The 13777-nt window shown below is 45.7% G+C and carries 15 protein-coding genes; 9 read left to right on the forward strand and 6 right to left on the reverse strand.

Annotated features, from left to right (window positions below; all coding sequences use genetic code 11):
* Nucleotides 1–777, reverse strand: a 777-nt coding sequence (locus QUA38_RS21515; protein ID WP_333165360.1) for a homogentisate phytyltransferase, incomplete at its 3' end; no start/stop codon positions are given.
* A 99-nt stretch (nt 778–876) separates the two neighbouring features.
* A complete protein-coding gene (locus tag QUA38_RS21520) occupies nt 877–1830 on the reverse strand; it encodes a methyltransferase domain-containing protein (protein WP_333165362.1) in 954 nt (317 codons plus the stop codon).
* Between the two features lie 258 nt (nt 1831–2088).
* Between QUA38_RS21520 and QUA38_RS21525 the strand changes: the two genes are divergently transcribed.
* Nucleotides 2089–3423, forward strand: coding sequence for a TrkH family potassium uptake protein (locus tag QUA38_RS21525; RefSeq protein WP_333165365.1), 1335 nt, complete (start codon nt 2089–2091; stop codon nt 3421–3423).
* Nucleotides 3424–3564: 141 nt separating this feature from the next.
* Entirely contained in the window at nt 3565–4260 is a 696-nt protein-coding gene (locus tag QUA38_RS21530; RefSeq protein ID WP_333165367.1) for a TrkA family potassium uptake protein, read from the forward strand.
* A 337-nt stretch (nt 4261–4597) separates the two neighbouring features.
* On the opposite strand, the gene QUA38_RS21535 is transcribed toward QUA38_RS21530, so the two are convergent.
* Entirely contained in the window at nt 4598–4831 is a 234-nt protein-coding gene (locus tag QUA38_RS21535) for a hypothetical protein (RefSeq protein ID WP_333165369.1), read from the reverse strand.
* A gap of 310 nt (nt 4832–5141) precedes the next feature.
* On the opposite strand from QUA38_RS21535, the gene QUA38_RS21540 reads away from it, so the two are divergent.
* Both QUA38_RS21540 and QUA38_RS21545 read left to right on the forward strand, forming a co-directional pair.
* Nucleotides 5142–5741, forward strand: coding sequence for a sulfite oxidase-like oxidoreductase (locus tag QUA38_RS21540; RefSeq protein ID WP_333068079.1), 600 nt, complete (start codon nt 5142–5144; stop codon nt 5739–5741).
* Nucleotides 5742–6367: 626 nt separating this feature from the next.
* Entirely contained in the window at nt 6368–7072 is a 705-nt protein-coding gene (locus tag QUA38_RS21545; protein ID WP_333165371.1) for a PEP-CTERM sorting domain-containing protein, read from the forward strand.
* 287 nt (nt 7073–7359) lie between these two features.
* On the opposite strand, the gene QUA38_RS21550 is transcribed toward QUA38_RS21545, so the two are convergent.
* Both QUA38_RS21550 and QUA38_RS29465 read right to left on the reverse strand, forming a co-directional pair.
* Complete coding sequence (locus tag QUA38_RS21550) at nt 7360–7608, reverse strand: hypothetical protein (RefSeq protein ID WP_333165373.1); 249 nt, start codon at nt 7606–7608, stop codon at nt 7360–7362.
* Nucleotides 7542–7901 (reverse strand): mechanosensitive ion channel domain-containing protein, encoded by a 360-nt coding sequence (locus QUA38_RS29465; protein ID WP_445305086.1) that lies wholly within the window; start codon nt 7899–7901, stop codon nt 7542–7544. The genes QUA38_RS21550 and QUA38_RS29465 overlap by 67 nt, the downstream gene beginning before the upstream one ends.
* Before the next feature lie 339 nt (nt 7902–8240).
* Here QUA38_RS29465 and ahcY point away from each other — a divergent pair, with 339 nt between their 5' ends.
* From ahcY to QUA38_RS21565, 3 genes are all read left to right on the forward strand, one after another.
* Nucleotides 8241–9518, forward strand: coding sequence for an adenosylhomocysteinase (ahcY, locus tag QUA38_RS21555; RefSeq protein ID WP_333047387.1), 1278 nt, complete (start codon nt 8241–8243; stop codon nt 9516–9518).
* A 163-nt stretch (nt 9519–9681) separates the two neighbouring features.
* Entirely contained in the window at nt 9682–10284 is a 603-nt protein-coding gene (locus QUA38_RS21560) for a DedA family protein (RefSeq protein WP_333099289.1), read from the forward strand.
* A 166-nt stretch (nt 10285–10450) separates the two neighbouring features.
* Nucleotides 10451–11875: an NADP-dependent isocitrate dehydrogenase gene (locus QUA38_RS21565; protein ID WP_333165375.1), complete on the forward strand. Its 1425-nt coding sequence runs from the start codon at nt 10451–10453 to the stop codon at nt 11873–11875.
* Between the two features lie 77 nt (nt 11876–11952).
* Here QUA38_RS21565 and QUA38_RS21570 read toward each other — a convergent pair whose 3' ends face one another.
* The gene (locus QUA38_RS21570; RefSeq protein ID WP_333165378.1) at nt 11953–12567 is read right to left on the reverse strand and encodes a glutathione S-transferase N-terminal domain-containing protein; all 615 of its coding nucleotides are present in this window, start codon (nt 12565–12567) and stop codon (nt 11953–11955) included.
* 69 nt (nt 12568–12636) lie between these two features.
* On the opposite strand from QUA38_RS21570, the gene QUA38_RS21575 reads away from it, so the two are divergent.
* Both QUA38_RS21575 and QUA38_RS21580 read left to right on the forward strand, forming a co-directional pair.
* On the forward strand, nt 12637–13029 hold the full coding sequence (locus QUA38_RS21575; RefSeq protein ID WP_333165381.1) for a DUF2358 domain-containing protein: 393 nt from the start codon (nt 12637–12639) through the stop codon (nt 13027–13029).
* Between the two features lie 137 nt (nt 13030–13166).
* Nucleotides 13167–13319 carry a hypothetical protein gene (locus QUA38_RS21580; RefSeq protein WP_333165383.1) on the forward strand — a complete coding sequence of 51 codons (153 nt, stop codon included), beginning with the start codon at nt 13167–13169 and terminating at the stop codon, nt 13317–13319.
* Nucleotides 13320–13777: the final 458 nt, after the last annotated feature.

Below are 13777 nucleotides of genomic sequence, written 5' to 3' on the forward strand. Positions count from 1 at the left end.
AACCGTCAACACCCAGCGAGATAAATTAAAGACGGCCGGCTTGCCCAGCTCAATCGTAAACGTAGTAATATTATATTGCTTGTCCCCTTCCATGTCGGGGATATCTTTAAAAATGGCGATCGCAAACGTAAACACCACAACAAAAACCGTCAGCACCCAAACTTCCGCAGGAATCCGAAAAGACATACTTTCCAAACTCCATCCAGAAAAAGCGCTTTTAGCCCTTCCCAAACCCAACACCCAATTAAAGTGTAAAAATAACCCTAAATTTACGATCGCGCCCCGCACCGTAAAAATGCACAGCGCCGCCCAAAAAGGAAACCGCTTCAGGCGAATTGGCGGCAGAGAATAAGCAGTCCCGATCGCCAAACTAACGCCAACGGTAGCCAGCAAAAACGGGCCTTGTAAAACAGCAGTCAAAATTGCTATAATTCCCGTTGCAATTACAATTAATTCCCCGGTTTTCCGAGAAAACACTCCCGAGGCGATCGGCAAATACGGCTTATTAATTTTATCAATTTCAACATCTTCTAACTGGTTCAATCCCACAATATAAATATTGCCACAAATGCAAGCCAACCAGGCAAAAACTAGGGGTCCAAATACAGGATTCACAAACAGTCGCGCGCTTTGGGCGATCGCGTACAACGCCAATACACTCAAGCTAGTACCCACAATTGTGTGAGGTCGAGAAAACTCCCAAAATGCCCTCACCCAGCTTTGCGGAGCCGAGCCCTTTTTATCAATCCAAGACTTGCCAATCGAATCATTGCCCATAAATCTCACACCCACACCAAACAAATAATATGCTCTAGGGTGTGCATTGCACACCTTGCTCCTCAACTCAACACTCAAAACTTCTCTGATATATGCCTGCTATTTTACAGCACAAATCATCCCAAAACGAATCAACCCGCTTTGATATCCACGGCTCATCAATCCGAGAGCAAGTGCTGCTTGAATAGTCGTCCAACCGCTCGTGAGCAAACCCCAAATTGCGCTCGGAGTCAAAGCAGAATCGATCACCACATCCCAAAAAGGAGCAACAGCTTTTGACCAATCAGCGGTGCGAATACTTGTCAAAGGCAAACTGCGGACAATTTCCTCGTATTCCGGCAAAGAAATCACGTAAGGCAAAGCATAAACTCGGTAAATTTCTGCCAATTGCTTTCTCTCTTCATCAGTTAATTCTCCCGCCGTTTCTCCCAGCGGGCGGTGACACCAAGTTGCCAAAATCAAAGTTCCTCCCGGCTTGAGCACGCGGCAGCATTCCTGCAAAAACTTAATTTTGTCGGGCATATGTTCGCCACTTTCGAGCGACCAAACCAAGTCGAAGGACTCGTCCGGAAAAGGCATATTCAAAGCATCGGCCACCAAAAAGTTCACATTGCTTTCTAGCCCAGCAATTTTAGCGCGTTCGGTCGCTCTGTTAGCCTGTACCGGACTCAGAGTAATCCCGGTCGCTGTAACGCTAGCGCCCGTTTTATTTAGTTCGGGCGATCGGCTACTCTCTCGATCGACCTCGCCATCCAACTTTAAATTATTTTGAGCGATCGAACTAAACTTTTCGGTCAAATACAGCGTGCTGCCGCCGATCCCGCAACCGACATCCAGAATGCGGTAAGATTCACACAGTGCCTTCTCTGTCGGTACTCCAGCCCAAGCCAGCAGTTCTTCTATCAAATCAATCTGAGCCTGTCGGCGCTCTTTTTTCAAATTGCCATCCGGGCCGTAGTAACCGTGGTGCATATGTTCGCCCCACACCTGCTCCCACAAACCGCTAGAAGCGTCGTAAAGTTGCTGAATTTGCTGGTAAAGTGTTGATGTCATCGCCGGATCGCAAGTTATTAAAGGAATTCTACCGTTATTTTCCCGCTGTTGTCATAGAATTTGGCCATTTAGTTCGATCGACCGCAAGCACTAGCCAGACAGAGATGTCCTTATTTGAAGCCCGAGGATCGATTTGTGGGCTCCCTCTAAAACCTCAAATCTAAAATCGATTTGTGGGTTCCTTCTAAAACCTCAAATCTAAAATCGATTTGTGGTTCCCTCTCAAATCTCAAATCTAAATCTCAAATCTAAAATCGAATGACTGTTTCGCGAACCATTGCTTTGGGCTTTCTCGCTGTCATCCTCACAGGTGCTTTATTACTGATGATGCCCTTTTCCACAATTGATGGAACTTGGAGCGATCCAATAACAGCACTGTTTACCTCTACTTCCGCTGTCTGCGTCACGGGATTGTCGGTTGTGGATGTCGGAAAATATTACTCTTTTTGGGGGCAACTGTGCCTAGTTTTACTGGTGCAAATAGGAGGCTTGGGCTACATGACAGCCACGAGTTTCTTGCTGCTGTTAGTGGGTCGCCGCTTTGGCTTGAAAGACAAAATTGCCCTGCAACAATCTCTCGACAAATCCGGGCTAGCCGGCGTAGTACAACTCGTGCAGTCAATTCTAGCAACTACGCTTTTGTTTGAATTAACAGGAGTGTTTTTGCTGATGACGGTTTTCGTCCCCCAATACGGATTTAAAGAGGGCGTATGGTCTGCTATATTTCACAGCGTTAATTCGTTTAACAACGCCGGTTTTAGCATCTATTCAGATAATTTGATCGGCTACATCACTTCGCCTATGGTTAACTTCACAGTCAGCGGTTTAATCATATTTGGGGGAATCGGCTATCAAGTAATTATGGAAATGTACCTGTGGCTGCGCGATCGTTTCAACAAAAGCCCTATCTGCACAGTTTTTTCCCTGAACTTCAAAGTTGTTACCACTACAACGGCTGTCCTTTTAATTTTAGGAACGCTAGCTTTTTTGGTGCTGGAATACGACAACCCAGACACTTTCGGCTCTCTAAATTTTCCTCAAAAGGTGATGGCAGCTTGGTTTCAATCTGTTACTCCCCGCACGGCGGGCTTCAATACAATTAGCATTGGCCAAATGACCGAAGCCTCGCTATTTCTGACTATCGCGCTGATGTTTATCGGTGCCAGTCCTGGCAGCACCGGCGGCGGAATCAAAACCACAACTTTTAGAATATTGTTTTGCTGTACCACAGCAGTTATCGAAGGCCAGGAAGATGTGGAGTGCTATCAGCGTCAAATCCCGCCACCAATGATTCTGAAAACTATTAGCGTAGTCTTCGGTTCCCTGTTGGTCGCGTTCACATCTGCAATTTTAATCGAGCTGACCAATCCCCAAGTAGAATTTATCGCAGCGCTGTATGAAGCCGTTTCAGCTTTTGCCACGGTCGGTCTTTCCACTGGGATTACACCCACACTTTCAGCGATGGGTAAGTTGATTTTGATTGCTACAATGTATATAGGTCGGGTTGGCGTGTTGCTGCTGATAAGTGCTGCATTTGGCGACCCCAAACCCAGGTCTTTTAAGTATGCTGAGGAAAGTTTGTTAGTGGGATAAAAAAAATCTTGCCTACTTGCTGATAATCTAAACAATGGGTGACAACCCAAATCAACTTTTACTACTTACCCAAAAATCAAAAGGAGGCGGCGCTGTCTCTGCTAAAACTTAAACAGCAAGACGCTCAGCGCTGGATATTGAGTGAACCTGTCATCTTTGAATTTTTTTCGCACTTTGCGTGCCGACAACAAGCAGTTTGCAGTTATTGGTTTGGGACGCTTCGGCAAAGCTGTGTGTTCGACTCTGCACGGCTTGGGTTACGAAGTTTTGGGAGTTGACACCGATGAAAAAAAAGTAACTCAAGCTTTGACCGATCGTATTGCTGCTCACGTTGTGCAGTTAGATTCTACTGAGCCTAGCGCTCTTGCGGAAGCGGGTATATTTGAATTTGAAACAGTGATTGTGGCGATCGGCAATTACCTAGCCGAAAGCATTACCACCACCCTAAATCTTAAGGAAGGCGGGGTAAGTCACGTAATAGCCAAAGCTTCTTCGGAAACTCACTTAAAACTGTTGAAAAAAGTGGGTGCAGATCATGTAGTTTTTCCAGAACGAGAAATGGGCTGCTCTTTGGCCCGGATTCTTACACAGCCCAGCATTTTAGAACGGTTTGACCTCGACCCAGATCACAGCATCGTTGAGGTGCTCGTTCCTGAAAAGTTTGACGGTAAAACCATCTCTGAATTGGAGCTTCGGCGCAAGTATGGTTTGAACTTGCTAGCAGTCGGGCGCGCCGACAAGTTCGAGATTAATCCGGAGCCAAGCGAACGCTTGAGAAAGGGCGACGCGATGGTAGTAATTGGTTCTAATAAAGATATCAATCGCTTGCCAATTTAACAGCTCGCCATTTTATGAACATATAGCAACACTCCTTGACTCAGAAACCCGGTTTCTTGGGTTCCGAGTGCCTAAGTCCTAAGCAATTATTGCGGGATGTGTGAAAATTTCATAACCTCACAAACCCGTTTTATCTTAGATAAATCGGGTTTCTCTGTCGATCTTTATGTTCTAATTTTTAACTGAAATATGTAAATTGAATTTCACCAGTTCTGGGGTTGGTTCCGTCTTTGTGACCCCCTCGGAGAACCTAGCCAGACAAATCGCGAAAAATTTTCACAACGTAGCAGTACCCGATCGCGCTCCCGCAAATCCTAGGAGCGCTAGCCTTGAAAATTCAGCCCACTTTCAAGATTTTTTGCAAATAAGCTTTGCCAAAAACCACCACCGCCAAAACTAGAGCGAGTTCAACAGGCCAAGGACACGCCGCCACAAACCAAATTAACGAACACACTCCAATAATTGCAGCTATCGGAGCCGGAATTCCGTCTAGCGTTCTGTTGTCAGTCCCGGCAGTCACCCACCAAGCAACCAAGCAGACCGTCAAAGGAATCAAGCAACTTGTGATCATGATTTTTACCCCATCAATGTTTTTTACATATGGCATCTGAGTATATTGTTACAATACATCAAAGATTCAGAAGTGCACCATCAATTGCGATAAAATTTAAGGTTAGGTAATTCATACTCTGGGGTGATATATTTTGTAATTTTTAGCTTAGCCTCTCTCCGAAGGCAGAATTAGGCGGGTATCTAGCATGATTGGGGGATTTTATTTCGGCAGAAGTGATGAAAGCTTTCTACCTGGAGACGAATAGCGATGCGCCCATCTCTGCAAGTTATACTCAGGATTGCAGTCAGTTACTGTAGAGCGTGAATCAATGCTGGGCAAATTTTTTCGCAAGCCAGAATCAGAAAACCTCGATCGAGTCCCCCCAGGTCAATACCTAGCCAACGGCTTTCCTGTGCTGACCTACGGTGATACACCCTCCGTCAGTATTGAGAGTTGGGAATTTAAAGTCTGGGGATTAGCAAAACCAAAAACCTTCACTTGGTCGGACTTCCAGGCCATGCCCCAAAGTAACTTTACGGCTGATTTTCACTGCGTCACCCGGTGGTCAAAACTCGATGTGCAGTGGACGGGAGTCAAAGTCACAGATTTTATGAACTACATAGAAGTCGATCCAAAAGCTCTGCACGTCATGGAACACTGCTACGGCGGCTATACTACCAACATTGCGATCGCCGACTTCCTCCGAGAAGAAAACTTTTTCGCCCACACCGTCTTCGGCGAACCTCTGTCAGCAGACCACGGCGGCCCAATGCGGCTCGTAGTTCCCCACTTGTACGCTTGGAAAAGCGCTAAATGGATTAACGGCCTGGAGTTTACAGAAACCGAAGAACTAGGTTTTTGGGAACGCAACGGCTACCACCAGCGGGGCGAACCTTGGGCAGAGGAACGCTACAGCGGTCTTTTTTGATTCGGGCGATCGGGAGCAAAGACGGGCCGAGAGCTTCTCTATACAATCTTTATTGAGGGGCAATCCGATCTTTTACTGCTTCAGTCTGCGGAAACTGCATCCCCTCGATCGCATCTTTGGGATATCTCACGCCACCGTATCTACTTAATTCAACCAAAACACGTAAACCCAAAGATCGCAGTCTGTACGTACTTTACCCGATAGATAAACTACTTTAACTCCCCTACAAAAGTCCCAAAAAACAAATATTCCCAGTTTCTGGTTAATATAAAACTTCTTTAACTGTCAGTACGCACAAATATTACCGTATTTATACTTAAGTGTTTGCTGTTCAGGATTTAGACTTGAGAATTAAATAAAAAATTAGCAGAGGTCAGCTCCAAATCAGTTGCGCTACTCCGCGCTCCCATGCCAGTGACTGCAAGGTTTCCATCCACGCTATTTATAATTATTTAGTGGCTATTTGTAGGGAGCGATCGCCTGCTGATAGATGCGATCGACAGCATTTGTGAAGGTTCTGTAAAGGCTTGATAAAGAATATGTCAAACTTTACCTAAAGTGAACCAAATACAAAGAAAGTATCGCATAATGAAAATATTAAGACCCTCGCACAAAAGGAACAGGTTATGAATACCAAACTCTTATCCGCCCTAACAGCTACCGCAGCCGCCACAGCTCTGTTTGGCGCCGGAGCTCCAGCTCAAGCCGCCTCCTTTGGTACCAACGGGATCACATTCGGACAAAATCAAGATGTCCAATTTAAATTCAACGAATCTCACGGGGCCTTCACTTCCTCTTTGGCAATTTACGAAGTGAACGGCTTCGCACTGACCAACGTTGCTAACCTGTTTTCCGAAACTAAATCCTCAGACAACGGTGGCGCTAGCGACTGGAAAGGAACATTAGGCAATACAGTCTTGGGTTCAGGCTCAGCATTCTTCACATTCCTGGCCAATAAAGTTTACACCTTGGGACTATCAAGCGATAACGGCATGGTATACTCGACATCGGGGCTGAATCTGAATGTCGCCTCTACCGGCAGCCAGCAAGCAATATTTGGCCCGTCATCCTCCCTGTGGAACGCCCTCGACAAAGAAACAACTGCCACATTCCAAGCAGCCGGACAATTCACAAACGGATTGAATTCTCTGTTTAACGGAGGCACGCTAATTGGCTTCGACGATCGCGGTAACAGCAACGACGCAGACTTCCAAGACTTCACAGTGAGCGCAGAAGCAGTTCCAGAACCGATGACAATGACTGGTTTGGCTCTCGGTTTAGGTGGCTTGGTTGCAGCACGCCGTCGCCGGGCTAGCAAGACGACTTCATGATTTGTTTCAACCGGAACAATCTCATCAATTACGTTTGACAACAAAATAAAGTTCTATTTGGAGGCGCGCTAATGAAAAATAGGCTCGCCTTTTGCTTGATTTGAAAAGTCGGGAGAAGTCAGAGGGACGTTCCGCCACGCAGCAGTGTACGGGATTTAATGGATTTAACGGATGGAGGGGATGGCACAAGTCAAGAGTGAAGAAGTCCGACAGGAGAAACAGGATTTTTCCCACTCTCCGACTATCCCACTCTCGCCCTCTCCCTCTCCCAACTCAAAATTCCCAACTCACTCACGGTAAAGGGTTCGATCGTACAAAGTCACCGCTACCGATTGAAGAATTTTAATGTCCCCCCAGACGCACGCTACTTTAATCGCCTCCACAACCACAGTTTTTGTCCGTTGCACCTGTGCTTGTTCCTGCAGCTTCCAATGGGGGAAAATAAGATGCAAATAATCTTGCTTAATGCCTAAACTCTCAACTTCTGGAGTTGTTTGGGACAAAACGCCTTCGACTTCGGAAATAGCTTTAACCAAGGTTTCAATTGCTCAGGAATGCCGAGCTTGTAGGCTAAAATTAAACGCAGGTTGGTTGGCTGGTGTGTAAGGGTTATTAGTACCCGCACTGAATTGGTAAATTTGATCGCCTTCAGTACGATAACTGGCTCTCCCCCATCACTAATAATTTGAGTTGAACGCAGCAAAATCTTTTCAACAGTACCTTCAAAGCCTTCTACAATTATCCGATCGCCCCATTGAAACGATTCGTGCAACAGCAACAATATCTTACCTAAAAAGTATTTTAAGATGTCTGGGAACCCGAAACTAATCCCTACTCAACCAAGTCATAACAAACCAATGATATCTGCCGGACGCCAAGCTGGGAACGCAATCACGCAGGCGCTCAAACTGCTAGCAGCCCAAATGAGAGTGTCAAATAATTCAAGAATGCCATGCTAACACCAAAAATTGAGATTGATCGGCCGACAGGAATGTTTGACTCTTACTGTGGGGGTGACTCCATCGACTCGTTCGCTAATCATTAAAACACAATCAAAATTTCAGATTAGCAGCGCCGACCCCGATCGAGTAAAATCACAGCACTTGCCCGCCGATGACTTAATCTGCTAAAACTAACAAAGTTTGATGATTTCTGAGAAATAACATACATGGTTGCTACATCCGTCAAGATTAAACACGAAGTGAAAGACTTGTCCCTCGCCCCCTTGGGAAAGCAACGCATCGAGTGGGCCGGCCGGGAAATGCCCGTTTTGCGGCAAATTCAAGAACGCTTCGCTAAAGAAAAGCCTTTCGCTGGCATTCGCTTGGCTGCTTGCTGCCACGTAACCACAGAAACCGCTCATTTGGCGATCGCCATCAAACTCGGCGGTGGCGACGCCGTACTGATCGCCAGCAACCCCTTGAGCACTCAAGATGACGTAGCGGCTTGCTTAGTTGAAGACTACGGCATTTCCGTCTTCGCCCTCAAAGGAGAAGACGCGGCTACCTACGAACGTCACGTCTACACAGCCCTAGACCACCGCCCCAATATAATCATCGACGACGGCAGCGACGTGGTAGCCGCACTGATCCAGCACCGCCCGAACCAAATTTCCGACTTAATCGGAACTACCGAAGAAACTACCACAGGCATCGTGCGCCTGCGGGCCATGTTGAAAGACGGCGTGCTGACTTTCCCCGCAATGAACGTCAACGACGCCGACACCAAGCACTTCTTTGACAACCGCTACGGCACCGGTCAATCTACCCTAGACGGCATTATCCGCGCTACCAATATTTTGTTAGCAGGTAAAAATATTGTGGTTGCAGGTTACGGTTGGTGCGGCAAAGGCACGGCACTGCGCGCCCGCGGTATGGGTGCTAACGTAATTGTCACCGAAATCGATCCGATTCGGGCGATCGAAGCAGTGATGGACGGTTTCCGCGTCATGCCGATGGACGAAGCAGCAACAGTCGGAGATATATTCATTACCGTTACCGGCAACAAACACGTCATTCGTGCCGAACATTTCGAGACAATGAAAGACGGCGCAATTGTTTGCAATTCCGGTCACTTCGACATTGAAATTGACCTCAAATCCCTCGGCGCAAAAAGCACCGACGTGAAAACGGTTCGGTCTTTCACTCAAGAATATCACCTCAATAATGGCAAATCGATTATTGTGTTGGGTGAAGGTCGTTTGATTAACTTGGCAGCAGCCGAAGGACACCCCAGCGCCGTGATGGATATGAGCTTTGCTAACCAAGCTTTAGCCTGCGAATATCTGGTTACGAACAAAGGCAAACTAGAGCCTGGTATTCACTCAATCCCCGTGGAAGTTGACAAAGAAATTGCCCGTCTCAAATTGGAAGCAATGGGTATTCACATTGATACCTTGACGGCAGAACAAATAGAGTACACAAACTCTTGGACTTCGGGTACTTAATCATCGTTTATCGTTCCCCGACTGTACCGGGGAATGAATGCAACGAGGCTCTGTTTCCTCCCTCATGGGGAGTCGAGGCAGAGCCTCTAGATATGCGTTACCCGGCACAGTCGGGTAACGAGCAATGACTACAGACTTCTTCTTACCAAATTAGTGAATCAAAATGGTTGAATGGATAACTAACACAATGCAGTCGATGGGGTATCTCGGAATAGGGCTGTTGATGTTTTTAGAAAATCTTTTCCCCCCCATACCCTCAGAATTGATTATGCCCCTGGCAGGATTCACGGTATTCCAGAACAGAATGGAGTTTTCACCGGCCATCGCAGCAGGAGTAATCGGTACAGTTTTGGGTGCGCTTCCCTGGTACTATGCCGGTAAATTATTGAGCGAAGAACGCTTGAGGAATTTAGCCGACAAATACGGTAAGTGGATCACAGTATCGGGCGCCGATATTGACAAAGCAAATAGATGGTTTAACAGACACGGCAACAAAGCCGTGTTTTTGTGTCGTCTAGTACCCGGAGTTCGCACCATAATTTCCCTGCCCGCTGGCATCAATAATATGCCTTTAATTCCTTTTTTAATCTACTCAACAGGTGGCACTCTTTTATGGGTAAGTTTCCTGACTTTTGCCGGATATAAACTCGGGGAAAATTATACACTTGTAGACGATTATCTGGGGCCGGTTTCCAAAATAGTTGTGGTGATTATAGTCATCTGGTGTATTTTGTGGATTGTGAAGAAGAATATGCAAAAAGAATAAAATTTTAGATAAATGCAGACATTCGCAAAAACCTCTGCGTTTATCTGCTGTTATCTGCAGTTAACAATCAATTTATCAAAAGTTTATACAAATATTTAGGATTGATTGAGGTTTAGGGAGACAATCGTGGCAAAATAGGGAACATTCCTATCCCCGCCGTTAAGATATGTACGAAAAGATTGTCGCCCCAACAACAGGTTCTAAAATTACTTTCAAAGACGGTTCGCCGATCGTCCCTAATGACCCGATTATTCCCTTCATTCGCGGCGACGGTACCGGGGTTGACTTGTGGCCTGCATCCCAGAAAGTCATGGATGCTGCGGTAGAAAAGGCTTACGGTGGCGATCGAAAAATCAACTGGTTTAAAATCTATGTAGGCGACGAAGCCTGCGATGTCTACGGTACTTACCAATATCTGCCCCAGGATTCCTTAAACGCCATCAAAGAATACGGAGTCGCCATCAAAGGGCCACTGACAACCCCAATCGGGGGTGGCATTCGATCGCTAAACGTAGCTTTGCGGCAAATCTTTGACCTTTACGCCTGCGTGCGACCCTGCAAATATTATGCTGGAACACCATCGCTCCACAAAACTCCTGAACTCCTAGATGTAATTATTTACCGGGAAAATACAGAAGATATTTACCTCGGGATTGAATGGGCAAAAGGCAGCGAAATAGGCAAAAAATTGATTGAATTCCTCAATAATGAGTTAATTCCAGCAACACCAGAACATGGCAAAAAACAAATTCGCCTCGATTCGGGAATCGGAATTAAACCCATTAGCAAAACAGGTTCTCAGCGTTTAGTACGGCGCGCGATTACCCACGCTTTACGGTTGCCAAAAGATAAGCAGCAAGTAACTTTGGTGCACAAAGGCAACATCATGAAATACACCGAAGGAGCTTTCCGAGATTGGGGTTATGAATTAGCCACTACCGAATTTCGCGCTCAGTGCGTGACTGAAAGAGAGTCTTGGATTCTTGGCAACAAAGAAAAAAGTCCCAACATTAGCTTAGAAGATAATGCCCGCCAAATAGACCCTGGATATGATGCTTTGACGCCAGAAAAACAAGCCAAAATCCGTCAAGAAGTCGCCGATGTTCTGTTTGCAATTTGGGACAGTCATGGCAGTGGTCAGTGGAAAGAAAAAATTATGGTCAACGACCGAATTGCTGACAGTATTTTCCAACAAATTCAAACCAGGCCGGCCGAGTATTCGATTTTGGCGACAATGAATCTGAACGGGGATTATTTATCCGATGCGGCCGCCGCCATTGTCGGCGGATTGGGTATGGGTCCCGGCGCGAATATTGGTGATGAATGTGCAGTTTTTGAGGCAACTCACGGCACTGCACCGAAACACGCCGGTTTGGATAAAGTCAATCCCGGTTCCCTGATTTTGTCCGGGGTGATGATGTTAGAATACCTGGGATGGCAGGAAGCTGCAGACTTGATTAAGAAGGGTTTGGGAGCGGCAATTTCTAACGGTGAAGTTACTTACGATTTGGCGAGGTTGATGGAACCGCCGGTGCCTGAGTTGAAGTGTTCGGAGTTTGCTGAGGCGATTATTAAGCACTTTGCTGATTAGGTTTTAAAGATTTTTTAACCGCAGATGAACGCCGATAAGATTGGTAATATCTTTGTCTGTCTGCGGTTAAAAAATTGCTATTTTTGCAGTTCGGGAACAGCCATGCCCCGCTCAACTGCGGGACGCTTCTGTAAGGTTTCTACCCAACGTTTGAGATGGGGGTGGTTGTCTAGGGTTAATCCTTGAAATTCGTAAATAGCAACCCAGGGATAGGTAGCAATGTCGGCGATCGAATAATCGCCGCAGATGTATTCGTGTTTTGCTAGTTGAGTGTCTAATACTCCGTAGAGTCGCAAGGTTTCTTTTTCGTAGCGCCCAATCGCATAGGGAATTTGTTCGGGTGCAAAGCGTTTGAAGTGGTTGAGCTGACCAAACATCGGACCGACGCTGGCCATTTGAAACATCAGCCACTCTATAATTTGAAAGTATTTTTGTTTGTCTGCAGGCAGAAATCTGCCGCTTTTTTCGGCAAGATAGATCAGAATAGCGCCAGACTCGAAGACGGTGATGCCGTTATCTCGATCGACTATCGCCGGAATTTTGCTGTTGGGGTTGATTGCGATGAATTCTGGGCTAAATTGGTCGTTTTTGGTAATGTCGATGACGTGCACGCTGTAGGGTAAACCTATTTCTTCGAGCATGATCGAGACTTTGCGACCGTTCGGTGTGGTAAAAGTGTACAGGTCGATCATAAGTTGTCCGCCTTTTCTCAAGCAGGTATAAACTATATTATAATAATTTAAGGCAAATAGCTAATCATAATGGATATTATTCAAATTCTCAAAGACGATTATCAAAGATTTCCCAAAAATCAGACTTACAGCATTTACGCCAAAGATGTTTATTTTGAGGATCCGGTGAATCGATTTACAGGAGTCGATCGCTACCGCAAAATGATCGGGTTTATGGGGACTTTTTTTAAAGAAATTAAACTAGACTTGCACGGCATTACGCGATCGTCCGATATTATAGAAACTCGCTGGACTTTGAGCTGGCTCGCACCGCTACCTTGGCGACCTAAAATGGCGATCGCTGGTAGGAGCGAACTGAAAGTCAACAGCGACGGTTTAATTGTTTCTCACATCGATTACTGGGACTGTTCGCGGTTGGATGTGATCAAACAGCTTGTATTTCCTCGGAAAACTAATGTTTGATAATTTGTCTTAGGTTTTCTAGCAATCAAAAATAGTGTTTCAAGAGCGAGATCCCTTTTTTAACCGCAAATGTTAAGCGGTTCAGCATCTAAAACACATATTGCACTATACAATATGATGATATTTTAAAAAACTAGATGCCTAGTAAAAACTTCCTCAGTTCCGAGACAAAAGAAACTTTACAACAAGCATTAAAAGAGCATGAGAATCCAGATATCCGGCAAAGAGCTTTAATTTTATTGTTTTTAAATAAAGGAAATATACAAGCTCAAACTGCTGAACTAATTTGATGTTATCTGAGAAAATTTGCTTAGGGGAGCATACATGGTGATCCTGATAATTTAGGCAGTTTTAAAGATGATAGAATGAAAGGTAAGTACCGAAAAGCTACAAAAGAATATATTAGACCTCTTGCAAAAGTCATTCTGAAAGGTTAACTAGCAGCCGGGAAGTCCCTCGGTATATTTAGAGGGGATATATTGGAGTGCTTGCACGGAGTAACCCGAATAAATTACCGCAGGGATGAAAGGCGCGTCGGTCGGAGGTACGGAGCCCGACAACTATAGAACCCATTTGATATCTTTTAACCACTCGGTGGTTGCTCACTCGCTGGCGATGTGAGTAGGGTCGATGTTACGCAAACGGTCAACATGGATGCTTGCAGCTAGTCGTTTGGGTAGTGCCCTGAAGGAAAGGATGGAGTAAACTTAAGCTACTATTAAAGAGAAGTGTTTGCCATTGGTGATAT

It is taken from the genome of Microcoleus sp. Pol12B4 (assembly GCF_036701385.1).
Lineage (GTDB): Bacteria > Cyanobacteriota > Cyanobacteriia > Cyanobacteriales > Microcoleaceae > Microcoleus.